Annotated in this window: 30 protein-coding genes and 1 pseudogene; all 31 read right to left on the reverse strand. The window is 62.1% G+C overall.

Annotated elements, in window-relative coordinates:
• Positions 1–151 precede the first annotated feature (151 nt).
• Positions 152–427, reverse strand: a complete 276-nt coding sequence (locus tag AC3LCN_RS04540; RefSeq protein WP_488648902.1) for a hypothetical protein — start codon at positions 425–427, stop codon at positions 152–154.
• Positions 420–1784 carry a DUF7257 domain-containing protein gene (locus AC3LCN_RS04545; protein WP_488648903.1) on the reverse strand — a complete coding sequence of 455 codons (1365 nt, stop codon included), beginning with the start codon at positions 1782–1784 and terminating at the stop codon, positions 420–422. Before AC3LCN_RS04545 ends, AC3LCN_RS04540 begins: the two co-directional genes overlap by 8 nt.
• Positions 1785–1797: 13 nt before the next feature.
• The gene (locus AC3LCN_RS04550; RefSeq protein ID WP_488648904.1) at positions 1798–2055 is read right to left on the reverse strand and encodes a hypothetical protein; all 258 of its coding nucleotides are present in this window, start codon (positions 2053–2055) and stop codon (positions 1798–1800) included.
• Between the two features lie 3 nt (positions 2056–2058).
• A complete protein-coding gene (locus AC3LCN_RS04555) occupies positions 2059–3114 on the reverse strand; it encodes a hypothetical protein (protein WP_488648905.1) in 1056 nt (351 codons plus the stop codon).
• Positions 3111–3452: a phage gene 29 protein family protein gene (locus tag AC3LCN_RS04560; RefSeq protein ID WP_488648906.1), complete on the reverse strand. Its 342-nt coding sequence runs from the start codon at positions 3450–3452 to the stop codon at positions 3111–3113. Before AC3LCN_RS04560 ends, AC3LCN_RS04555 begins: the two co-directional genes overlap by 4 nt.
• Positions 3449–5200, reverse strand: coding sequence for a Gp37-like protein (locus AC3LCN_RS04565; protein ID WP_488648907.1), 1752 nt, complete (start codon positions 5198–5200; stop codon positions 3449–3451). The genes AC3LCN_RS04560 and AC3LCN_RS04565 overlap by 4 nt, the downstream gene beginning before the upstream one ends.
• Positions 5197–6390 carry a hypothetical protein gene (locus AC3LCN_RS04570; protein WP_488648908.1) on the reverse strand — a complete coding sequence of 398 codons (1194 nt, stop codon included), beginning with the start codon at positions 6388–6390 and terminating at the stop codon, positions 5197–5199. The genes AC3LCN_RS04565 and AC3LCN_RS04570 overlap by 4 nt, the downstream gene beginning before the upstream one ends.
• Positions 6387–9377 carry a tape measure protein gene (locus AC3LCN_RS04575; protein WP_488648909.1) on the reverse strand — a complete coding sequence of 997 codons (2991 nt, stop codon included), beginning with the start codon at positions 9375–9377 and terminating at the stop codon, positions 6387–6389. The genes AC3LCN_RS04570 and AC3LCN_RS04575 overlap by 4 nt, the downstream gene beginning before the upstream one ends.
• Positions 9378–9389: 12 nt before the next feature.
• The gene (locus tag AC3LCN_RS04580) at positions 9390–9776 is read right to left on the reverse strand and encodes a hypothetical protein (RefSeq protein ID WP_488648910.1); all 387 of its coding nucleotides are present in this window, start codon (positions 9774–9776) and stop codon (positions 9390–9392) included.
• Positions 9776–10132: a hypothetical protein gene (locus AC3LCN_RS04585; RefSeq protein ID WP_488648911.1), complete on the reverse strand. Its 357-nt coding sequence runs from the start codon at positions 10130–10132 to the stop codon at positions 9776–9778. The genes AC3LCN_RS04580 and AC3LCN_RS04585 overlap by 1 nt, the downstream gene beginning before the upstream one ends.
• Before the next feature lie 92 nt (positions 10133–10224).
• Entirely contained in the window at positions 10225–10953 is a 729-nt protein-coding gene (locus AC3LCN_RS04590) for a phage tail tube protein (protein WP_488648912.1), read from the reverse strand.
• A 26-nt stretch (positions 10954–10979) separates the two neighbouring features.
• Positions 10980–11417 carry a hypothetical protein gene (locus AC3LCN_RS04595; RefSeq protein ID WP_488648913.1) on the reverse strand — a complete coding sequence of 146 codons (438 nt, stop codon included), beginning with the start codon at positions 11415–11417 and terminating at the stop codon, positions 10980–10982.
• On the reverse strand, positions 11410–11688 hold the full coding sequence (locus AC3LCN_RS04600; protein WP_488648914.1) for a hypothetical protein: 279 nt from the start codon (positions 11686–11688) through the stop codon (positions 11410–11412). Before AC3LCN_RS04600 ends, AC3LCN_RS04595 begins: the two co-directional genes overlap by 8 nt.
• Positions 11685–12029 (reverse strand): hypothetical protein, encoded by a 345-nt coding sequence (locus AC3LCN_RS04605; protein ID WP_488648915.1) that lies wholly within the window; start codon positions 12027–12029, stop codon positions 11685–11687. Before AC3LCN_RS04605 ends, AC3LCN_RS04600 begins: the two co-directional genes overlap by 4 nt.
• Positions 12026–12520: a hypothetical protein gene (locus tag AC3LCN_RS04610; RefSeq protein ID WP_488648916.1), complete on the reverse strand. Its 495-nt coding sequence runs from the start codon at positions 12518–12520 to the stop codon at positions 12026–12028. Before AC3LCN_RS04610 ends, AC3LCN_RS04605 begins: the two co-directional genes overlap by 4 nt.
• Positions 12521–12576: 56 nt before the next feature.
• A complete protein-coding gene (locus AC3LCN_RS04615; RefSeq protein ID WP_488648917.1) occupies positions 12577–13512 on the reverse strand; it encodes a phage major capsid protein in 936 nt (311 codons plus the stop codon).
• A gap of 21 nt (positions 13513–13533) precedes the next feature.
• Positions 13534–14010, reverse strand: coding sequence for a hypothetical protein (locus AC3LCN_RS04620; protein ID WP_488648918.1), 477 nt, complete (start codon positions 14008–14010; stop codon positions 13534–13536).
• Positions 14011–14069: 59 nt separating this feature from the next.
• Positions 14070–14792, reverse strand: a complete 723-nt coding sequence (locus tag AC3LCN_RS04625; RefSeq protein WP_488648919.1) for a VG15 protein — start codon at positions 14790–14792, stop codon at positions 14070–14072.
• Positions 14773–16254 (reverse strand): phage portal protein, encoded by a 1482-nt coding sequence (locus tag AC3LCN_RS04630; RefSeq protein ID WP_488648920.1) that lies wholly within the window; start codon positions 16252–16254, stop codon positions 14773–14775. The genes AC3LCN_RS04625 and AC3LCN_RS04630 overlap by 20 nt, the downstream gene beginning before the upstream one ends.
• Positions 16251–17636, reverse strand: a complete 1386-nt coding sequence (locus AC3LCN_RS04635; RefSeq protein ID WP_488648921.1) for a terminase — start codon at positions 17634–17636, stop codon at positions 16251–16253. The genes AC3LCN_RS04630 and AC3LCN_RS04635 overlap by 4 nt, the downstream gene beginning before the upstream one ends.
• Before the next feature lie 43 nt (positions 17637–17679).
• Entirely contained in the window at positions 17680–17985 is a 306-nt protein-coding gene (locus AC3LCN_RS04640; RefSeq protein ID WP_488648922.1) for a hypothetical protein, read from the reverse strand.
• Positions 17986–18106: 121 nt separating this feature from the next.
• Positions 18107–18397, reverse strand: coding sequence for a DUF732 domain-containing protein (locus AC3LCN_RS04645; protein ID WP_488648923.1), 291 nt, complete (start codon positions 18395–18397; stop codon positions 18107–18109).
• Complete coding sequence (locus AC3LCN_RS04650; RefSeq protein WP_488648924.1) at positions 18394–18690, reverse strand: HNH endonuclease; 297 nt, start codon at positions 18688–18690, stop codon at positions 18394–18396. Before AC3LCN_RS04650 ends, AC3LCN_RS04645 begins: the two co-directional genes overlap by 4 nt.
• A 5-nt stretch (positions 18691–18695) precedes the next feature.
• Positions 18696–18875 carry a hypothetical protein gene (locus AC3LCN_RS04655; protein WP_488648925.1) on the reverse strand — a complete coding sequence of 60 codons (180 nt, stop codon included), beginning with the start codon at positions 18873–18875 and terminating at the stop codon, positions 18696–18698.
• 121 nt (positions 18876–18996) lie between these two features.
• On the reverse strand, positions 18997–19923 hold the full coding sequence (locus AC3LCN_RS04660) for a hypothetical protein (RefSeq protein WP_488648926.1): 927 nt from the start codon (positions 19921–19923) through the stop codon (positions 18997–18999).
• Positions 19920–20060 (reverse strand): hypothetical protein, encoded by a 141-nt coding sequence (locus tag AC3LCN_RS04665; RefSeq protein ID WP_488648927.1) that lies wholly within the window; start codon positions 20058–20060, stop codon positions 19920–19922. The genes AC3LCN_RS04660 and AC3LCN_RS04665 overlap by 4 nt, the downstream gene beginning before the upstream one ends.
• Complete coding sequence (locus AC3LCN_RS04670; protein ID WP_488648928.1) at positions 20057–20230, reverse strand: zinc finger domain-containing protein; 174 nt, start codon at positions 20228–20230, stop codon at positions 20057–20059. Before AC3LCN_RS04670 ends, AC3LCN_RS04665 begins: the two co-directional genes overlap by 4 nt.
• Positions 20227–20415, reverse strand: coding sequence for a hypothetical protein (locus AC3LCN_RS04675; RefSeq protein WP_488648929.1), 189 nt, complete (start codon positions 20413–20415; stop codon positions 20227–20229). Before AC3LCN_RS04675 ends, AC3LCN_RS04670 begins: the two co-directional genes overlap by 4 nt.
• Complete coding sequence (locus tag AC3LCN_RS04680) at positions 20412–20789, reverse strand: hypothetical protein (RefSeq protein ID WP_488648930.1); 378 nt, start codon at positions 20787–20789, stop codon at positions 20412–20414. The genes AC3LCN_RS04675 and AC3LCN_RS04680 overlap by 4 nt, the downstream gene beginning before the upstream one ends.
• Entirely contained in the window at positions 20786–21622 is an 837-nt protein-coding gene (locus tag AC3LCN_RS04685) for a hypothetical protein (protein ID WP_488648931.1), read from the reverse strand. The genes AC3LCN_RS04680 and AC3LCN_RS04685 overlap by 4 nt, the downstream gene beginning before the upstream one ends.
• Before the next feature lie 130 nt (positions 21623–21752).
• Positions 21753–22472 (reverse strand): annotated as a pseudogene (locus AC3LCN_RS04690) (DNA cytosine methyltransferase); the annotation flags it as partial.

Raw genomic sequence — 22472 nt, forward strand, 5'->3', positions numbered from 1 at the left:
AACCGTGGGGTGAAGATGACCGTCGCGGTGATGGTGGTCAGACCGGGGTTGTAGTCGGTGTCGGTGGACACGTCGGCGACAATCGGTGCTAAATGGCAGCGCACCCAAAAGTAGGTGAGGTCCGCGTTGCCCGGCATGTGGCGTGAAGTCGTCATTCCGTGATCCCGTCATGTAGTTGGGTCCAGCCGTTCAGGGTGGGCTGCATATCCACCCACTTGTCGCCGGCAGGCGCGGAAACCTGCCACACCGCCACACCGTTCTCGGTGACCCGCAGGGCAACGCAACCGGTCTTCGGATCCCGCATCACCGTGCCCACCGGGGAGCCGCTATGCACCATGTCCCGGGCCGCCAACACACGGCGCACCTGATCTTCGGTCATGTCGCCAACCACTTTGACGATTGCTGTGATCACCGCATCGTTAGACATTTGTGCCGCCCTCCTGGGGTGTGGTGTTGGACATGAAGTTGACGGTCCAGTAGGTGGACTTGCCCGCATCCCCGGTTTTGAGGAATGCGCTGTAATCCCACGACGAGATGTAGCCGGGCTGCAAAATATCCCCGGCATCGCAGTACACAAGGAATGTGCCGTCGAAGCCTTGCTGACCGACGGTCTGGTTGGAGTTCGTGGGCGGGCCGGCGTGAACGACTTTGCCGTTGCGGCGCACCGTGGAACGGACCTGCCCGCCGTCGAGGATGATCCCGCCGGAGGCGTACTGAACGATGTTGACCAGATACCAGCCGGCCGCCGAGACAGTTAGCGCATTGCCTGTGCTGACGTAGGTGTAGTCCGGGGTAACGTAATCGACTTTGTCGAACCAGCCGTTCGGGAACAGTTGGTCGCCCTTCGACAGGTTCGCGGTCGTGCTCAGGGTGCGGCTGCGGGAGAACCCGGAGCCGGTCACCGCCTGCGGTTCGTTGTCGTAGAGGGCGAACCCGGCGGCAACACCGGGGCGGGTTGTCGCATTTGGGGACATCGTGGCGAACCCGGCGAACCGGTTATCTGCGCCGATGATTGAACCGGCCGCCGTATCGACTGCCTCAAGTATCAGGGCGTTGTTTTCAAACAGCCGGAAGGTTCGCGGCGATCCTGGGATGCCGGCCTCCAGCCAGTAGGCGGCACCGTTCTTGAAGCGGAAGTCGGTGGCCGCCCCGAGGACAGTCACTGCACCGCTTTTGAGAAACCCGATCTCGGCGGTGTTTGCCGACATTTTCGCGAACACATACGATGTGCCCGCAGAATTAGCGCGGCCCAAAATGGAGTTGTATGACGTGGTGCCCCAGTTGGCGGGCACCGAAAAAACCACGCCGACCCGCTGCGTGTCGGTGAGGGTGCGCTGCGCTCCCTCCGGGGACATAAACAAGGCGAACGCTGTGCGGTTCACCGCCCCGCCCAAGAACTGGGCGAAGTTGTTGGCGATTCCGAGCAGGCCATCCCCGACGCCGGTGTACCACTGCTTCCACTTCGACCCCAGCGACAAACCGGAAATGTAGGTGGAAAAGTTTTCGGCAATCGCGAACACGCCAGCGACGGCACGCGCCAACAGTTTTTGCACCACCGCATTCAGCTCGCCCAACGACTGACCGATAGTGGAACCCAGGCCGACCAAATCCCCGACATCAAAGCCGGTCTGATCAAACCAGCCGTGGAACCCTTGCATGAGGGCGTCGATGATTTGTTGGATCAGTTCGAACGGGCCAACAAGCCACGGGCTGATGAAGTCCGGGGTGTGCGGGGTTTCCTCGGTGATCCGCATGATCGGGTTGTGGGTGACCGACAACTGCATTCGGTCGAACGCTTTAGGCATCGACGGGCCGTTCAGCGACCACCCGGTAGGCCCGGAAGCGACAGTGTTTGTAGTCCTCGCCGAGTGCTTTGACCCCGCGAGGATCAATGTCTTCGGGCTTCACTTCACCGAGGTCAATGAACTCGGTGACTTTCAGGAGGAACGATTCGGCGGTTGTCTCCGCGGATTCGCGGAGCAGCCACAGCATGGTTGCCACGTCGTCGCCGGGCCGGATTGGCACGCGCACATTCCAGGTTCTGGTGTAGGCCATGATCTAGCTTTGCGGGAACGTGACGATGGTCAACTGCGAACCGGCCTTGGTGTAGCTGTAGACCCCGAGGAAGCCGTCGTTGACAAGGTTCACTGAGAATGTTGCTTCTGCCCCGGCCCGGATTGTTGCCACCCCGTTGTCGGGGGCGACCGCCGTCGTCGGATCTCCCTTTGAGGAGAAGTGCGGGGATACCGTCGTCCAGTTGGCGGTGGTGCCGTGCGAGCGGGCCACCAATGTGCCGGCGGTCGGATCGCCGATGCGAACCTCGCAGCCGATGGTCATCGGGTCGGAGTCGCCCAGCTCCACACCGAACGCTTTGATGTGGCCGTGGACGTAAGGCACCCAGTCGTAGTCCTGGGCCTCAATGGTGAAGCTCAAGATGGTGTGGCGTTGGGTCATGCCGGTGAAGTCCATGAACGCCGCTTCGGGTACCGAGTAGAGGCGGGGCTGCTTCGCCGCGAAGTCGCTGGGCTCCCACAAATCCTTTTTGTCGTTCCAGGTGACAACCTGCCCGCCCAGTGGGGGCAACGTGTTGTCGTAGTCCTCAGCCAGCACGATGGCGGCGGCAGGGCCGGTGGGGCCGCGGGGGGCGGCCAGCTTGAAGTTCAGGTGCGGGTTCAGTGATGTGCCGGACTGCTCCACCACCGACTCCCCTTCGGGGGGCAGTAGCTCCATGGTGGTGGTGATGTGGGGGGTTTCCCCGGGCAGGCCCGGTGAGCCCATCGCCTTCGCCTCGTAGTGATCCCCCGCCCACACATAGACGAGGTTGTCCACCCACCACGCTTTGCCCACATCGCTGGAGTTGTTCAAATCGGTGGGCAGATCGGACGGCTTGTTGACGAGCGGGTCGTACTGCATCTGCACGATCTCGGCGGGGTCGCCCTTCTCCCCGGTGTCGCCTTTCAACGCATCGAGGCACACCACCGCGTCTTGGCCGACCGCCTCCATCGTGGCGACCTGCATCGCCGGAGTGTCACCGTCACCGACCACGCCGTACCAGTGGGTGTTGGCGAGGAACGATCCCAGGTATACGGGATCGCCGGGGATGGGTGCGGTCACTTGAAGCTCCCTTGAATGTGGGTTCGGACGTGCCAGGGCAGCGCATCATGTAAGTCTTGGGCGTCGGGGACAGGACCGAATGCGGTCGTCTCGTCGGGAAGGTCGTCGGGGGCGTCGAGGGGAACCCACTGGATCATTCCGGCCATCTGCCCGGGCCTCGCCGGGATCGGCCGGCGCTTAATGACAGCATCCTCACCGACAGCGCGGGCTAAATGCCAGGCGATACCCAACCGTGTTTTCGCATCCAAATAGATCATGTCGCCGGTCGGGCCGGGGATGAACTCCAGGGCGTCGGCGTAGGTTCGCATCGCCGCCGACATTCTTTCCTTCTGGCTCACTCCGCGACCGCCGTGCCGCCGATGAGTGACCCGATGGCGTTCCAGCCGTCCGCCAACGCTTTCATCCCCGCTTCGAACGGATCTTGGTCGCGATCCCTGCCGATGGTCAGTTCGGCGCGGATCGCTGTCGATTCGTCATACCGCCACTTGATGCCGCGGATCTGCTCGGTGTAATAGATGTAGTCGATCTCGAACAGGCCGCGATCCCCGATGGTGTAGTCGTAGCCGTAGCACCACGGTTCACCATCCCGGGCCTGCATCGTGAACGACACTTTCGGGGACCGCTTGAAGAGTCCCTGTCGCAGTGTGAGCGCCGAGGCTACGACGTAGGCGAAGCCGTTGCCCTGCTCAAACCCCTCGAGGAGGGCGTAGTCGTTCAACCATGTTGCGGTCTTCGGGTTCGTGAACTTCTGGTAGGCCAACAGCAGGTCGTCGGTCTGGCCCTGGACCACTTCGTTGAGCCCGGAAGTCAGGGGCAACTGGAAGTCCTGGGTCGTCCCGGTCGTGATGGTGGTGTCCAACTGGGCGAGCGCCCACCGTTGCAAAAACTGCAACGACTGATTCAGCCACGTCGGCGAATGCGATCCGGTGTACACGGTTTGGGAGGTGGCCCGCTGCTGCTTGTGCTGCGAAGCGGTCAAACCCGAGTATTCGCAGTCCCGCCACACCAAAGACGGGATTTCCGGAGCCGCACCCAACAGCTTGCGAAAATACGGGTCGGTGACGCCGTCGCCGTTCTCATCGAGCGGGAAGAAGATTTCGGTGATCGTGTCATCGAGGACGGCAGCGACACCGTTGATCACCCCGTCCGCGGCGGTCCCGGTCAAACCGGTCACCCCAGACTTGTCCTCAAACGCCAGGACGACGCAGGCCCGCGACGGTCGAGCGTTTTCCTCGCCGACCATCGCGGCCAACTCCGGGTGCGGGGAAGTCGTATCTTCGGGAAGCCAAATGTAATCGACAAGGCATACGCCGGCATCATCCATCAGCGGCTCGGCCACCGTGTGCAAATCGCCCCACTTGCTGACAATGGGCAGCACCCGCGACTGGTCAAAGATCGGGTTGACGAACTGCACCTGGACCGGCCAATGCAGCGGCGAAATGTTTCCCACCCGGGTCGTCACCCAGTGCAGCGGATCCATCAACGACAACGGCACCGCGAACATCGGCCAGTAGTTCTTCGCCAAGTTCAGGAAAGTCGTGAAGGCCAGGCCGGAGCGAATATTTTGAATCCACATCCACGCCTTGAGCGGCTGGAATTCCGGTGGCATGAAAGGCACGTTCGCGATACGAATATGTTTGGCGTGCTCCCGCAACGACACGATGTCCAGCTCAACGGTTTTGATGCCGTCCTCACCTTTGACGGCCCGCACCGCCGACACCCGATAGCCCAGGCGGGTTCGCCACGAACGGTTGTTCGGGTTCGGATCAATCGTCAAATGCAAGTCCTCTTCGACCCGGGTGTCGTGGGCGCACAGATTGGCCAGCCAATCCGACCACGCCAACGAGATCGTGCCCGTCGCCGAATCGTCCATCATCCGGCCGAACTCAACGGTGCGTTCCCCGCACACCGTCCCCAGATAGGAGAAGCGTTTATCCCACAACCTGATCAGGGGGCGCTGCCGGTTGGAATCAATGACCAGTTGGCGGCGGGCATCCAACAGCCGCCACTTCGTGATGGCGTCGTTGCCCTCGGTGATCTGCCGGACATCCGGGCGTGCGGGACGGGTGACAAAGCCACCACTCATGCGAAGCCCATCTGGTACCACTGCGGCACGATGGCGGTGATCTTCCCGCGAGGGTTGGTGTGCGTCACCCGAATACTCGTCGTCGCCTTCTTCGGCAACTGGGATGTGAACCCGATACCGCCGGGCATCCGCCGGCCAACCGGCAAACCCGAATCGGCGTTTGACACATCACCAAGCAGATAGTCCAAAACCTCGGAGTTGCGGATCAGCTTGTAATACCAGTTATCCGCCGGATCGGTGGACGCCGTCAGGGTGCGTTTCGCCGGATCGGTATCGACCAGGATCGCCCCGTCGGTGTCATAGATTTCGGGCAGTTCCACCATGCGGTCGGTGATGCCGTCCTGAATGGTGACCGTGTCCCCGCGCCGGGATCCGCCCTCGACGATGAACTTGGGCCACTGATCCCAGTCGCCGCGGTTCGGGAGATGAATGACCCCGTGGTTGCGGCCATTGATGAGGGCGTTCGCCTCGTCGTTGACCCACACCTTCGTGTATGGGCGCTTCGAGTAGAACGGGAACGCGGCGTGAATGGTCATCGACCAGGCTTGGCAGTTGTTGCCGTAGGCCACCGGATCCAAATCAAGGGTTTGGTCGTTGGCTTCGCCCTGGCGCACCCGGATCCACCGCCAGCCGTGAGTGCGGGTGAACTGTCCCCAAAACCCTGCCGGGGCGCGGTGATGCGTCGGCCAATCCGACCACCACTTTTCTTCTAACATGCGGTAGGCGAACTCGTTGTCGGGGAAACGTTTCCGCGACAGGAAGTTGATGCCCGGCCCGGCGATCACACCGAGCTGGAACACCCGCTTGCGGTAGTCGGTGCGCTCCAAATCCTCACCGATCTGATACGCACCGCCGGAATAGCGTTGATCGAACGGCATATGCATCGAACCCTTGAGCTGCTCGCCCAGGACGACACCCTCTTTGCCCGCCCAATCGCCAGCCAGATTCCACAGCCGCTCACCGGACGGCGACAAATAGACGATCTTGGTGGCCTTGCCGCGCAACTGCCGGCCCCACGGCCCCAAGTCATACCAGTTTGTGAACCGCTGCCAGCCGGGATGACGATCCGAGACGGGCTGATAGATGGGGGTGCCGTCAGGGCGCACCCACTCATCAATGCCCAACTCCACTTCCTGGGTGGTGTCGAACCGCGACCACTGATCAAACTGCAACTTTTCGATGCGGGTCATTGCGGCCTCACTGCGCTCAGGTTGCGTCGAACCGACTGGTTTTGCGCCGCATCAACACGTTGGGTGAAGTCGCGTGGATTCACGCCAAGGTTCCCGTTGACAACAACGGAAGGACCGGGGGGCTGGCCGCCGCCCTGATGTGGGGCGTCGGGGGCGGTTTGGGGTTGCATCACACCCGGGCCGAGGGGCTTAAGGAAATCGCCGATACCGCCGAGGCCGGGAACTCCCATCCCACCGCCACCGGCGGCAGGGCCGTCGCCAGACAATCCTTGAATCAGCCCGCCACCCCAGTTCGCCAACGCCATCCCCGACTTCACATTGGCCCACTCAAACGGATTGGAGAACACACTGCCGTCCAAACCGATGGACTGCATGATCCCGCCCATGAAGCTGCTACCCAGCGAGGAAAAGTCCTGATTCTGCGGCGCAGCGGCCTGGTCGGCGGCCATAGAAGTCAGGTCGCCCTCGGCGGCGATACGGTCCCGCAGAACGCCGTTCAGTTCCTCACTTGAGGAAACTAAAGCATCCATCGGCCGGTAAAACTGTTGGGTGAACTCGGCAGCCCACGCGCCCGTCGCCCCAGCGATACCGCCGGAAGCCACCGAGGCATCGGAGCCGTAGTTGACGTTTGTGCCCTCTGGCAGGGTCGCCTCCATGTGGTGGCTGTTGTAACCGACCTGGAACGTGCCCGGCATCGGGGTGTCAGTGGGCATGAACCCGTTAGCGGACAGCCACTCGGCGGCATTACCCGTCGCCATGCTGCGGCCCGCCGTGGACTTGCCGTCAATGAGGTTGACGAGATCCTCAATGCCGGAAGTGCAGTCAGCCAGCCCCTTCGACAGATCGCCGGCGGCGTCATAGCTGCCACCCTTGGGCACCATCGCAAGCAGGGCCGCATCGAACCCGGCCGAAGACATTGAAGAGCCGCCGCTGTACCGCGAGCCCGACGACAAGGCGCTACGAATACCGTTGAGCGCACTAACAATCGGATCGGTGACAGCGACCCGCAGGCTGCTCAACAGGTCGCCGCCAGAACCTATCGGCTGATCGGTGGAAACCCCGCCCTCAGCCATTGAACCCACACCGAACAGGCGTTGAACCTCGGCCAAGATTTGCAGGCTGCGGCCACGCTTCTCCGGGGCCAACGGAATGTAGGCTTCCCCGCCGGTCTGCTCCTCGGCGAAGATCGTGCCCGCGCCGCGTCCCGCATAAATGTCGGCCTGGTCGGGCTTCTCAATTTGGCGCAAACCGCCGTTCTCCATCGGAACGATTGCCCCATCGGCGCGAGGCTTCACCGGGCCCCGCCCGAAAGTGGCAGCGAAGTCATCTTTGAATTGCTGCTGAATCGCCGGGTCGTTAACAATGCCCGCGCCATACTTGGCGATCACACTGATACTGGCGGTGCGCTCCTTGTTGGCGGCGGCGTCAATCTGCGCACCCGCCTCCTCCGCGCCCTGCTGCTCAACCAAGATGACCTTGCCGTTGTCGGAGCGCACCTTCACACCCAACGATTCCAGGGCGGTAAGCACTTCCGGTGCCATCGGCGCGGTGATCTCGATTTCCTTCTTGTTGTCCCGGTTGATCTTCACGCCGAGTTCACCGAGAAGCTGCAACACCTCAACCCCGTTGGGGGTTTGAATGTCAATCGGAACATTCTTCGGGATTTCGTCGAATGCAGCCTTGATCCTGTCCTTGGCCGCCGCCGCATCCCCGCCGAGGCGACCAAACACTTCGGCGTTGTCCCGGGCCGCCTGACCCCAAGCCTGAAGACTGTCCCTGGAATTGTCCATGTTGCTGGCCAAGCCGAGCATGCTCTCGCCGGCCTCTTTGATGGATTCGCCCTTACCGAACGCCACCTCGGCGGCTGCGAGTAGCCGGTCGGCCTCTTCAGTGTTCCCCGCCAGGCGTGCGCCCGCAGACTGAATCTTCAGCAGCCCGCCCTCAAGGTTGCCGAGGCCGCCCACCAGTTGCCCAAACGCCACAGTGATCTCGCCGGTCGCCTGCAAAATCGACTGCGCAGTAACAATGGCGGCATCGCCGATTGTCGTCCAAAACGTGACGATGGTGCCCTGGTTGTTGTTGATCCACGCCGTCATGCCGTCCAGGGCCTCGGTGATCCCCGAAATCCCGCCGGGGGCCGCACTGAACACCGGATTCAGTAGTGCCTCACCTAAGCGGCCCAACGCCGCCTGGGCGTTCGCCACCGACCCGGAAAACGATTCGCCCATCGTCTTAGCCGCGCCACCAATGTTCTTCTGGATGGCCGCCTCGAGCATCTCCGAGGAAATCTTGCCCTCAGAGGCCAACTTCTTCACTTCACTAGCCGCGACACCCGCCTCATCACCCAACCACTGATAGATGGGGATGCCCCGGCCCGCCAACTGATTCAAGTCCTCGGTGTAGGCAGAACCAGAAGTGCGAACCTGATTGATGATCATGCCCATGTCGTTGAGGCTTGTGCCCGCAACCGCGGCAGCATCAGCCGTCAACTTCAAGTAGGAAGTCAGCTTCTGGCCCGGCTCCACACCGGCCGCAACCGCAGACGCCGCAATGGTGGCGGCATCCCCCAGGCCGTAAGCAGTGCCCTTCACCGACGCCAACGCCGAATCCATGATGGATTGGACATCCTCGGCAGAGTTGCCCAACGCCTTCAGTTTGAACTTCGCATCATCAATGCTCTTGAGCCGGTCAAAGCCCTTCGACAACGCCGCACCCAAAGTGGCGGTCACCGCAGTACCCACCGCGGCAACACCCAACGTCAAAGCCCCGCCGAGAGCCTTCGCACCCAACGCCCCGACCGACGCCATCTTCCCCGAAATGCTGCTTGGAAGACCCGAAAGGCCCTGCGAGGCACCGGCCGAAAACTGCTGACCGGCTTTACGGCCGGCGGCGGTTCCATCCGCCCGATTCAACGCACGCTTGATATCCCGCTCGGCGTTTTCAGTCGAGATCGCGAGTGTCAACCATGCTGTTCCTAACTCCGGCATGGCTCACCTCCTCTAACCTCGTAGCAGTTCCAGTACTTCCGGCGAAACAAGTTCCTCAATGGTCGCGGTCTCCCACGTCGGCCCGTCATACCGCTCCGGGGCCGCAACCCCAGGACGCGGAATCTGCTCGGGGAACGGCTGATCCGCGCCACGCTTGAAATGCAAAGCCGTGTAACGCCACGCCAACTTGCGAAGCTCGTACAGTTGCTCAGCCGCAATATGGTCGGCAATCGTCCAACCCTCATTGCGGGCGTGATAAATCGCCGTACCTGGCGGGGCCGCAACGATGTACGACCACAGGCCGCGCCACCCCAACGAATCAAACTCGATACCGTCGCAACGAAGATCACGGTCGAGCGCATCAGCCAAAGGGCCGGCCACCTGATCGGCCAGCCACATCAGTTTCCCGCCGACAACCCTTCGCCGTCAGCGTTCTTCGTGTCCGCAGTTGACCAGGCCGCCCACAGTTCATCTACCGGATCACCCTCAGTGTCGTCTAGGGATTCGAGGACGGCGCGGGCCTGCGGGCAGGAACCGCGGTCCAACGCCGCTAACTCCACATCCACATTCGTTTTCAACGAACGGATCTTGTACAACCACGTCTTCGAAAAGATTGACGAAAACGGCTTCAACGCCACCACGGTCCCGTTCGGGAAGGTGTGAACGTACAGCTCGTCGGTGCCGTACAGGGCAGACCAGTTGAAGTCGGTGTCACCGGGCTTTGGCTGATCGGTTTCGGGCTTGTCTTTCGGCATTGCTGTCACCTTGGCTCACCTTGGCTGGTGATGGAAGCCTCCCCGCGCCGAGCCAAGGTGAGTTGACGGCGCGGGGAGGTGTTCCTGTGGTGCTACTTCGTGCCGGCGGCTTTCTCCGCTGCGACGGCCTTATCGGTAGCGGCCTGCTCGGCGGCGGCCTTGTTGGCCTCCGCAGCGAGATCGGCCTGGGCGGCCTTCTCGCTAGCCGACATCGGGGCCGGAGTCCCGGTGGCGTCATCGAGCACCGTGTACTCGTAGCTGGTGTACCCCTGCGAATCGGGATAGATCGAGAAGGTGCACTTGTAGACCGAGAGTTCCGAGCTGCGCTCCACGATGGGATCCATCTTGTCGAGCTGAGCATCGGGGATGACCCGGCGGCGAGTGACCTTGCCGTCGAACGTGTCGATGATGTAAGCACCGTGCTCGAACTGCTCGGTGGAGTGACGCACCGTGATTGTGGTTCCGGTCACCGCAGACGGCGGGGTCACTGTCACGTTCTCCTGGCCGTACAGCACACCCAGGAGGTCCGGGTTCAGAAACTCGATGAACGTCACCTCGAAGGAATCATCGACGCTGGTGGTCAGCGTGCGAATCTTCGACCCGTTCCAGTCGCGGCGCGTATCAGTTTGGCGCTCCGACATGTAGGTGTAGCCCTCGTCGGACACACCGCCCAGGCGAATACACCCATCGGGGCGAGGGGTGATTGCGTCGGTCGGCAGCACGATGGTCGAGGGGACCAGGAAGATGCCGCCGGTGATCTTCGGGACACCGACGAACGTGTTCTTGCTCAGAGTGTGAGCGGTGGGGGCTGGTGCAGTCATGGTTTCCTCCTTGGAAACTATTGTGATTAGGGCAAATACAGTTGGGACTGGACGTTCCAAACGAGGTTCACTTGGTAGAGCGACCGGTCTGGGATGTCGGGGTCGTCGGTCGGGAACGGGCCATTCTTCTCAATGGGTTCACTGACCAGATACAGCTTTTCGCCGTTGTCGAACACATCCACTTCCATTTCGGAAGCGTTCCTCATCACCGCCGCGCAAGTCCGCGCCAACTGCGATGTGTACTCGTCGTCGGTGCCATACACCTGGACGATCACCTGAACCCACTGGGTTCGCATCGTGGTCTCCGAACCCGGAAGTGCGAAGCAGCGAATGAACCAGTCGGGCATCGGGGAGGGGATTCGGGTCGAAACCTTGACCCCGGTGATCCCCTGCTCGGCCAGGCCGGCCAGAAGATACTTGCGGGCCACCCGATCCATGTCGGGGAACATCAACAAATCAGGCATCGCTACTAAAGGCCCGGTTCAGTGCAAAGGTTTTTGCCTCATGGCGCTGTGCGCGAAGGTTGGCCGTCGCAATGCGGTAACGGGACCGGCGTTCATCGCTGGCGTCGTAGGTTTCGTAATACGGTTCGGTCGCGGCCGGGGTGGTCGTTGAGGGGATCGCGTTGGCGGCCGCCTCAATCCGGTCTGCGTGCCCTTTGAGCATCGCCTTGTAGACAGGCGAGGTACGCAGGGCGTTGAACCCGGCCTCGTTACGTTTGAATCGGATCGTCACCGCACCATCCTCAGTTCGATGACTTTGCGATTCGGGGCGAAACCAAACGACCCGTAGTCGTAGTTCTTGGCGAGCCCGTTGACCTCAAACACCTGGTCTTTGACGGTGAACTTGTCGCGGTGATCTATCGGGATGGCCACGTTGACCACCAGGGCCAACTCACCGACCACCCGATCAGAACCCGTAGGTGGGCCCGCAGGCTCCTCCGAGTTCAAAGGCCACCACATGCACGGAACCTCAACCGGATCAGACCATCCCGGGGTGGTGTTGCCGTGGCCGTCCTCCTCGCCTGGCGTGTAAGCCTCATGCAGGCAGAAGAACGGCAGCGGGAACAAACTCACGACGCGTAGCCATCCCACAGGGGCTGTCCCGTTTTGGTGAGGTTCGCCCCGCACGAACAGTGAGGTTCGTTGAAGGTTTTGCAACACACTTCGGCGTGCTGCTGCACCGTCCCAGTCGGAATGGTGTCGTAGCCCCACGCCGTCCCCGCACCGTTCTTGCCGGCGTTCGGATCAGCGCACATCAACTGAAGCTGTTCGATCTCCTTGTCGGTGAACATGCCGTTCTGGCCGACCCGGGAATCAATACCCACCGAAAACACACCGGCGGTTTGCGACGTGATCGCCCCAGTGCCGGCTTCGTTAGCACGCAGGATTGCCCGACGAATAATCGCCGTCGCCGCGGCCTCATACTCAAAACGGGGATCCAAAATGCACGGCGCATAGAAAGCGGCAAGCGCCATCGCGTCGTCGCACATCGCCTGAGCTTTGTCAGGTGGGATGTCTGGTGCGAACGGCTTAAGGTCTTCGGGGCCGATGCTGACAGCAGGCATGGTGTCTCCCGCAAAGCGGGGCCCGAGGATCACCTGGGCCCCGCTTCAACGGTTGCTTACTTGGCAGCCTTGGCGGGCTCAGCAGCCTTGGGCGACGGGGCACCCTCGATGACCGCGAAGTGATCGGAGAAGACGTACCAGCCGTACACAATCTCCGTGCGGAACAGGAGTTCGTTGTGACCGGCGAGGTCGCGCCCGGCGTTGTCCGGGTCGCCGAACTCCAACATGCGGAACGGGAAGGACTTCTGGATGCCCCAGCGGATACCGCCCTGGAAGTCGCCCAGGATGGCCTTCACACCGTTGTCGGTGGCGTCACCATCCTTGGCCTTACCGGACACCGTGGAGCTGGTGGCCGAGTTGACACCCTCGAAGGTTGAGATGCCGTTGCCCAGGCCAAGTTCCGGGTACTTCTTGCGGCCGTCCGCGTAGCGGGCGGTCGAGAGGGTCCAGGCGTAGGACGGGTCGAACGCCACACCGTTCACCGGGTAGCCATCGGCGATGACCTTGCCGGCGGCGGCCTCGAAGTCCATGTCGGCGTTTGCGCCAACCGGAACCCGCTTCGTGGTGGTGTTCAGGTAGTTCGTCCACGACGTGATCTCGGTGCCGGTCCGCGGGTTGAGCCGGTAGTACAGGCCCAAATCCAAGGCACGGGAGATGGCGCGGGCGCACTTCTCCTGATACTTGGCGAGGATGCCGAGCTGGTAGTCCTCGTCGGCCCACTTGAACTCATCCGAGGTCCGCATCTGCACGACCGCTTTGTGGGGGACGGCGGTGACGAAAGCCGGGCGGGCCTCGTCGCTGCTCTTGTGCTCGGACTCCTCAACGAACTCCGCGGACAGATCCTCATCGAAGGTGATGATGTTGACGTTGCCGAAACGCATCGGCTCTTGGCCGGAAAGCGCGGCGACGGTCGATGCCGTCTTGGTGCGCTCCACGATGCCATTCGCGATGTTGGTGGGCAGGAACAGGTCGGTGCTTTGCAAAGCAACCATTTTGATACTCCTTAACTGGGGTTACTGCCCGTTGATCGAACGCAGGAAATCCCGCGTCGGATCGACAAGGCTTTGATTGGGTGTGCGCCCCTCGCGGGGAACAATGTTCTTGCGTTTGCCCGACTGGCCGACCAGCCGATCAGCCTGCTTCAGCAGGGTTTCCGGGTCGGTGGCCGTTAAGAACAGCTCTGCGTCCTCCGGGGCGATCTCGTGAATCGCAATCAGATGGACTTTGAGTGCTTCGCACACCCTCGACGGGATCCCGGCCACCTCGGTGTCGGCTTTCGCCAACCGGTCGGCGACCTTCTCGGCCTCAGACTTCTGCGCCTCTTCGATCTCATCGAGGCGGGAAGCTTTGGCTTTCAGCTCCTTGATGGCGGACTTTTGCGCTGCAAGGGTTTTCACCAACGGGTGATCATCGGGGAGCTGGAGGGCATCGGTGGTGGTGCTGTCCTCGGTTACCGGTTCGGTTACCTCGGCGGTCGTTACATCGGACATAGCGGTTCTCCCATTTCGGAAGTGACCCCAAACCGTTTGGTCGGGGAGGATTGTGGGGTCTAGCGGATTTCGGGACTGAAGGCCCGCCACTCGGCGAGGATCTTCTTTGGGTCACCGGAGCTGGCTGCGCCGCGGGCCTTGTCGTATTCGTTGCTCCACTGCGCCGCCAGGTCGGCGAACTGCGGCTCCGTTGCCGACAGGTAATCCATCGGATCCTCGCCGCGAGGAATAGCCTTCGCAGTACACCGGCAGTCGTCGTGATACTTCTTGCCGTCAGCCCGGAAGCGTGCGCTCTGCTCGGTTTTGTATTGGCCGTCTGCTGCTGCCGCCCGGGACGCAAGTAGCCGGCAGAACGCGCAGGCGTCAGGCCGGGCGACCCGCACCCACTTCATCCGGTTCTTCGTCGCATTCAGCGCGGTGGTGTCGCGTTCGCCGTCGTAGATGGCGCGCTGCGTCGTACCGATCATGCGGTCAATCGCCGCAACACCTTCAGCGCCTAACGCCCAGCCGACAGACTTCGTCAACTGCTCGACAGGTAGTGGCGGTGCCTGCACGGCCGGGGTGGTGATCGTCGGGAAGTCGGCCTCAAAGAACGTCGCACCCAACTGGGCAGCCATCTGCTGATACGGATCGACGAGCGCGGGGAAGGCTTGGGTCATGTAGGCGGCGAAAGCCACATCGGTTTGTAGCTCGGCTGCTTTCCACAGCTTCCTGATGTCGGCCTCGGCCAGTCCGACAAGATTGTCGAGGATGAACCGGCGTTCAGCCGCCGATACCGGCATCGGTCACCGGGGTCACAGGCCGGGGCTGGGTGGTGGGCATCCGCGACAGCAGTGTGGTCACCGACGCCCGGCGCTTCTCCGACATGGCCCGGGCGATCTGCTGCTCATCCAAACCGAGCAGCTCCAACCCGACTTCGGTGTCGGCGAGCCACGGCACAGCAGAAATCAGCTTCATCCCCGCGTCGGCCTGGGCGGACTTCGTCAACCATTCCGCCGGCCGCCACTTCGCATCAATCGTCCACCAGTCACGCGGCACCGACGACAAACCGTTCTGAATCGCTAGGGCCCGCAACATCGACCGGTTCAGTGATGGCGTCCAGTTCTCCATCGCATCAACCGCGGTGCGAACCAACGCCCGATCCGCCGCATCAGTGCCATCAGCCGTGGTCGTGTTCGTCCGGGCCTGCACACCCAGCTCGGTGACCGGAATGTTCGTCTGGCCCGAAAAGTTGTTGGCGTGCTGCTGAAACAAATCAATGTGCGGCTGCGGGCTGTGCGCCTGGAACTGCTTAATGTCGGCCCGCGCCAACGCCGGATCCGCGTCAGGGTCATCGGGGATGCCCTTAATACGCCCGAGCATGACCTGCCACGCCGGTTTGATCGACCCGTCAGCGTTGCGGAACACCTTCTCGTCCGCACCCAACATCCACATCTCTGGGTACGAGTACACGTCGGCGTGGCCTTCCATGCGGATCAACGTCCGCACCGCCTGGTCATGAATCGACATCACCGGCCGGGAAATCCTTGAGTAGCCGAACGGCCGGCGCACCTGCGGCTTGTAAACCAACGCTTCGACGGGGACGCCGTAGTCGTGGAACATCCTGTCTACCGACCACACACCATCCTCACGGTGGGCGGTGATCGTCTCCCCATCCAAATACAGGGCCATCTCGGTCGGATAGCCCAGTTCTTGATCCCACCCGGTCACCGACAGGAGGTTGTCCATGCGTCGGGTCCGCTGATTAAAATCACCCGTCGCCGACATCGCATCCTTGACATGGATCAGCGACGTGGGCTCATTCGTGTCGCCGTTGGTGTTCACCAAGAACGAAACACCGTGAATCAGCGAAGCAACAAACGCCGAGTTGGCTTCCGAGCGCAGATAGTTCGCTTCCCACACATCGGTGAAGCCCAGCGAGTCCAAATCGCCGTCAGGCCAAATGAACTTGTCGAGGTTGGTGCGCTGCGCCAACACATCGACGGCCTTCGCAGACCAGCCCAAAGTCAAACCCAGGTTGTAGTACTGCGGCGGGATGATCGTCCCCACCTGTTTGATGGCCCGCCGGCCGTCGTAATACGAGGCCCGCAACAAGTTTCTCGGGGTGCGGTCATGCAACTGCTGCAACAGATGATTCAGCAGCCGATCCTCGTCATACGACAGGCCAGGCAAATGAATCGCCATGAACTCGCCGGTCGTATAAGCCGAGGAAAGCACACCATTATCGGAATAAGGGGTGATCACAACAGCACAGCCCCTCTCCGGGTTGAAATACGTTGGCCGTTAGTCGGGGCCCTGGTCGATGACGCCGACAGCAACGCCAACGTGGCCGCCACCAACGGATGAATGGTCACCGTGGCATCGCGGCGATCCCAACCCCACCCGCCCGCATCACCAATCGGACGTTTACGGGCCCCAGCCACCGCCGCAGCGAGTTGAGGCTGACCCGAATGCGACAGCGTGCCAGCGTTAGCGCGGGTCTCAAAGATCAGGCAGCCCTTCGTCATATCCCCGGCCGTCGTCCGCTTCGCTTTCACGCCACGGGACGACAACTCAGGAATCATCTGGGCGGCCGGGGAATAGCCGTCAATCAGAACTGGGATGCGCCGCTTCGCGCCCGCAGCGATCCACTCGACCGCCGCAGCCACATCATCACCGGCCCACACCTCCTCGGTGTGGATCTTCTCCCCGCACAGCCACGAACCCACCACCGAAATCTGCAGGCCGTGAGACATGTCCACACCGAACGCCACCGGGGACACATCGGCCTGGGGGCCAACAGCCTTCAAATCCCGCCACACCGCCGGCGAAATCACCGCCACATGATGCGACACCTTCGGCCAAATCCCCATCGCCTCCCGACGATACGAATCCTCGTCGGGAAGGTTCTCCCGCATCCGCAGCATCGACTCCAACGAAGTCCGCGCCGGGAACGACGGGTTCATCTTCGGATACTGCGACTCGTCATCAAGGTCGGCATCTTCATCAGCCGAAATCTCGATGTACACCTGATTCGTGGCTTTTCCCGACAACGCCTGGTGGCGCTTCTCCGAGAAAACTTCCCCCGGATCGGTTTCCCGCGGCGGCGTACCAATGAACACCAACAAACCGCCGTGCGGATTGCGGGCCTGGTTCATCGCCGGAACCATGTCCTCAAGTGCCTTGATCGACAGGATCTGCGCCTCATCCAAAACGATCATGTCGATGCGGTCCAAGCCGCGGCCAAAGCCATACTCCCGGGCACCGAACATGATGATCGAACCGTTAGCGAACCGGATCTCCTGCTCACCGTTCGCCGTGCGGATCCCATTCGACGCCAACAATGGGGCAATCGACTTGCGGCCCACCATCGCCTGAAACGACCGGAACGTGTTCGTCGTCGTCCGGTTATGGTGCGAAGTCCAAATCGCCCGCACCCCGGGATACTCCAACGCCAAACCGATCAACAAATGGCCGATCGTAAACGTCTTGCCCACCTGGCGGGGAACCGAAGCGACCACCCCGCCGATCGTGGCCGCGAACTTACCGTCCGCCCGACAGCCGAGCGCAACCTTGCCCCAACCCTGCTGCCACACATCGAAGAAGACGCCGGCCTCGTTCAGCCGCTTCTCAATCTTCGGATACACCGACGTGACAATCCCCTCGGGGATCACCAAATGTCGGGCGACCTCAGATAGCCGCGGGGTCGAAAGTGTTGTCGTAGTCATCAAGCTCGGCGGAGGACTGCGCGGCGACCGTGGCGTCTAGGGCCGCGATGTCCTTGGCGATGTCCTGCAGCCGCTTCGACAGCGAAGCCAAATCCCGGGGCGGGCAATCACCCGACAAGGTTTCGGCAATCCGATCGCGCATCGCCACCAGCAGCTCCCGCTGCTGACCCGACTTCGCCGCCTGGGCGACAGTCTTGCGTGCCGGGGCAGCCTTCGGGGTCGGTTCGCCGGTCTTCACAGAGCGCAATCTTTGACGTACAGCGGCCATCAGGCACCTCCTTGGCGGTTGGGGGTTGGAGAGGAAAACGGTGGGGAGATATTTGGCCTATGCCCTGGAGCGGCACCAGCGGGGACGCCCGGTCGGCCCCCCCCACCCACATCGCAGAAGATCAGACGCGTGGGCACAGATAGTCGATGGCGGCCTCGGCGAACGGCTCAGCGTTCTCGGCATCCTGGGCATCGGCGGCCCTGTTGAGGATGCGGCGCAGGATCCGCTCGGTGAGGCTTTGGCCGACTGACCGGTTCATGGCACAGACGGTGTAGCCGGCACTGATCGCATCGGCGGTGTCGGTGTATCCGAGGGCCGCGATGGTGTCGAGGAATCCTTGTTCGTCGGCGGCGTGAGCGACTGCGGTCGGGGTGGTGAACAGTAGGGCGATGGCGAGCAGTGCTGCCTTCATGCCCATCTCCGTTGGGTGATGTAGCTTGCCCCAGCCGGGAGCATGATCTTGTCGCTCTTCGCTCGGTTACATGCCCGATGTGATGCGACCTTCTGGGTCGTTCCGTCGGGGTAGTGCAGCTCGTCGATGCCGCCTTTGTTCAGCGGGATGACGTGATCCACTTGGTAGGCCAGTGGGTCAAGGTGGTGTGCGTCGTAGTTGATGTCTTGTTCGCACCAGTGGCAGGGTGGCTTGCCTTTGGCGATGATGCGGCGGTGCCGGTTGCGTCGTGTGGTGTTGCGGACGACGGCCATCAGGGTTAGGCGAGGATGATGAGGGCGAGGACGATGGCGGTGAGGAACAGCAGGGCCAGCCACACCGGGTTGTTGATGATGGTGTGCAGCAGGTTGGGCTTGTGGGCCTGGGGCTCGACGGCCAGTTCTTCGACGGGGGCGGCCTCGGTTACCTCTTCGGTAACTTCTTCAGGCACATCGGTCACGGCGATTCTCCGTTCTCGGGAATGCAAAACGCCCCGAATGCGTGGGCAGTCGAGGCGTAATTTGGGCGTGCGGTTAAAGGATTCTTGCCAAACGAGTGGCATCGCTTGTCAGGTTAGCATTTCATCCCGACTTTTTGGGTGCTGACTTGCCTGCGTGTTTCGTGGTGAGCATGAGTAGGCGCACATCCATCCAGGAATACAGCGGGTCGCCTTCAGTTCCGGTGGCGGTGAGGCGGCCGGTGTCGAGCCAGTGTTGCAGGGTTCGGGGTGGCACTTGGAACTCTGCGGGGAGTTCTCGGTTGTAGCGGGTGAGTTGTTTGCGGGTCATGGTGTTGGCTTCTGCTTCGGCTTTCTTGGCCAGGAGGAGCAGTTGGACGGTGTGGGTGTTTTTGCAGCGCCGGCAGTGAACTTCGTCAGACTCTGCCGGTACTCGCAGTTCCGTCAGGCAGGGCTGGTCGTCACGCCATCCGGGGCATGGGCCGAGATGCCACCAGCGGATCGGCCTGTTGATGACCTTCACGATGTCCTCGAGGTGGGTTTCGAGATCTCCGACGATGTCGGCGGCGTCTTCGTAGCCTGCGATGGCCCCGACGTTGACGCGTAGCCACCGGGCGTGGTTCGCGCCGTGCGTTGCCGGTAGCGGGCTGGGCTCGTAGTGCAGGCCGCGTTGTTCGCACAGCACCCGGCACCAGTAACTCAAGCTGTCGGCAATCTCAGCGAGCAATTCGCTCGCCCGAAGGTTTACCCCTCCGGTAGCCACCGCGTGGGCTAAGGATTGCTTTTGGCGGGCTTTACGGGCCTTCTCCAAGTCATCGGCCTTCGGCAGTAGTTCGATGCAGGCGGCGAGTTCCGAGTCACCGTCGAGGTCTTTGCGTCGTGCGCTGCGCCGGCCACCATTGTCGGCCATGCGGGTTTGGCCGGTGGCGGTTTCGGTGAGCCGGTCAAGCCACCACGGTAGGTCGGCGAGGATGGTTTGCGCGGTGGTGATGCATTCCCGGCAGAGGAAGGTGTTGTGCGCTTTCGCTCCGCAGCGTCCACATTCGGTCATCGGTCGGCTCCTGTCGAGATGCTGTGGTCTACGGGCGCTTCGGGTGTCGGGGAGCAGCTAGCGAAGGCGACGATCATGCCGGTGAGTAGCCCAAGGGCGTAGGCGATGACGGCGATGTCGCGGCGCGTGTACGTCATTGATCCCCCATGCGGCCGATGTGGATGACCCTGCCTTGGAGGTCGTGGTGGATGCCGCCCCGTTTGGTGCAGAGCGAGCCGATGGGTGCGTGGCATTGGTCGCAGCCCCGGGTTAGGGCGTCGTGGACGAGTGGGCTGTCGGGGTCGCCGATCTGCTCGGGGATGTTCATGGCTGTTCCTCGGCCAGGGCGGCGCTGGCGCTGATGGTGCGCAGGCCTGAGGCGATGGCGCGCAGGATCGCTTCGGTTTCCTCGGGGCTGCACAGTTCGGGGACTTTGTCGGCGACGGTTTCGATGCTGCTGATTGCTTCGCCTAGGCCGATGCGATACCCGTCGAGGAAGTCTTGGCCGTTCACCGAATCGCCTTTGTGGCAGCCACGGGATCGACCAGGGCCGCTAACCGCGCCTTGTTTTGCGCCAACAGTTTCGCATCCCACGCGTCCTCGCGGGCTTCGCGTTCTTCGGTGGTTTCACGTTCGGCCCGCTCCCGCCGGATCTCCCGCGCCATCGCGATGATCTCGGCCGGCTCTGGGGCATCTGGGGCACCGCGGGCACGCTTCTTGACCGCGGCTACCAAGTCGTCCTTCGACAGGTTGTAGACCTCGAAGAGTTCTGCCCAGATCTCAGCGGTCACCAAGACGACTTCCCGGTCATCCATGCGCGGTGCGGTTCGGTGGTGGCAGGCCGCGACGACGCCCATCACTTCAATGGCTTCGGAGATGGTGGTCATGCTTCGAGTGCCCTTCCGTTGGTGGTTTCCATTTCGCGGACCTCTGCGGCCAAGTCGGCCAGCGCCCGAAGTTTGTGGGTCTTCCCGTTCGTGCCGATTTGGGTTGGCGTCGCCTTGACGAGTTCGCGGCGCATCCACCCGGACCACGTCGCTTCCCAGTCCAACTTCACGGCGTTCGCCGATGCGGAGCCGGTAGCCCAGCAGATGAACCGTTCGTGTTCGTTGCGTAGTTGGTCGCTGCTGATGCGAGGGAAGGCGGCCTTGATGCGATCCACGGTTTTCTGTTGGGGCATCCAGTCGGGGTCTGTGATCCTTGTGCCCTTTTTGCGTGGCGTCGGCTTGGCCGGCGCTTCGTCAATTTCGCCGCTTACATAAGTAACCAAAGATTCCCCTGTTCCCCTGTTCCCCTGTTCCCCTGTTCCAGGCGCGACACTCTCGCGACATTTCGCGACACTCTCGCGAATTTCTGATTCGCCGTAACCCAATGTGCCGTCTGGCCTGGGGAAACGCCCCTTGCCCGGCTTGTCGATGCGTTGGATCGACTCCCACCACGCGATGTAGAGCAGTCGGGTCGTTTCGACCTCGTAGCGCCACAAAAGACCGGCTTCGGAAAGCTGGGAAATGGCTTCGGACACCCTCGCGACAGTCTCGCGAGGGTTCGCGAGCATGTCGCGAGAGAAGATGTCTCCGACGATCAAAGCGATGTCGTCCTTACCCACTCCGTTGTCATCGACATAGGACTCCAAGCCCTTGAGAACCAGTCGGGCATCCCATGACACCGACGCGATGCGCTCACTGCGCCAGAACTCCGGCTTGGTCGAACGGATACGCATCAGCTATCTCCTTGGAATTCGTACTTCGGGCATGTGCAGCGGGCTGGACCCCACAGGGTCTGCTCTTCGGCTCCGCAGACACCGAAGTTCATGTGGTGGTCGCCGGGCTGGTGGCCGCATTCGCAGAGATTCATACGCTGACCGCCAGCAGATATCGCAGCGCCGCGATGGCTTGCTGAGTGCAAACGCCGTTGCCGACGATCCTCAACTGGTCGTTGCGGCTGATGCCGATGTCTGGGTCGGTGACCCAGCCCTGCGGCCAGCCCATCAACCATTCGGAGAATGCGGCTGAGAGGCGCGGGTTGCCGTTCCGGTTCGGCTCTGTTGGCGCAGGAGCGGGGCCGACGATTTGCTCCCACCTTCTGATAGCGGGCTCGTACTTACCCCAAGCGGTTGACCCTGCGAGTAGCGCAAAGTCAATGAGTTGCCGACTGTGGCCTTCACGGGCATCTGGATGGGCGCCACCGCCCGTGCAGTCGCTCGCGTTGGGTGTGGGAAGCAGAACGTAGTCGCTGGGTCTTCCTTCTGATGCGGCATCGTTCTCCTTAGTGATTAGCCGTGCTTCACCGGGCAGCGTGGTTTGGTGCCCTTCGCTGCTGTAGCGCCCACCGCCGTTACCGTCCTGCGCGGCTGGTGTCGGGAGGAGTGAGATTGCGGTGACGAGATCATGCCCACCGGAGCCCTCCCGGTTTATGCGGGCGTAGTCGGGGCCGGCGTGGCTATTCTTCGCCTCGGGTGTGGGGAGCAGTGCAGGGAAGTGGTAGGTAACCGCGTCCATGCCCGGTGACTTCCGGTTGTGATCCCCAGCGGTGTCAGAGCCCTTGTAGTCGCAGGATGTCGGCGTGGGGAG

This window comes from Candidatus Limnocylindrus sp. (genome assembly GCF_040397215.1).
Lineage (GTDB): Bacteria > Chloroflexota > Limnocylindria > Limnocylindrales > Limnocylindraceae > Limnocylindrus.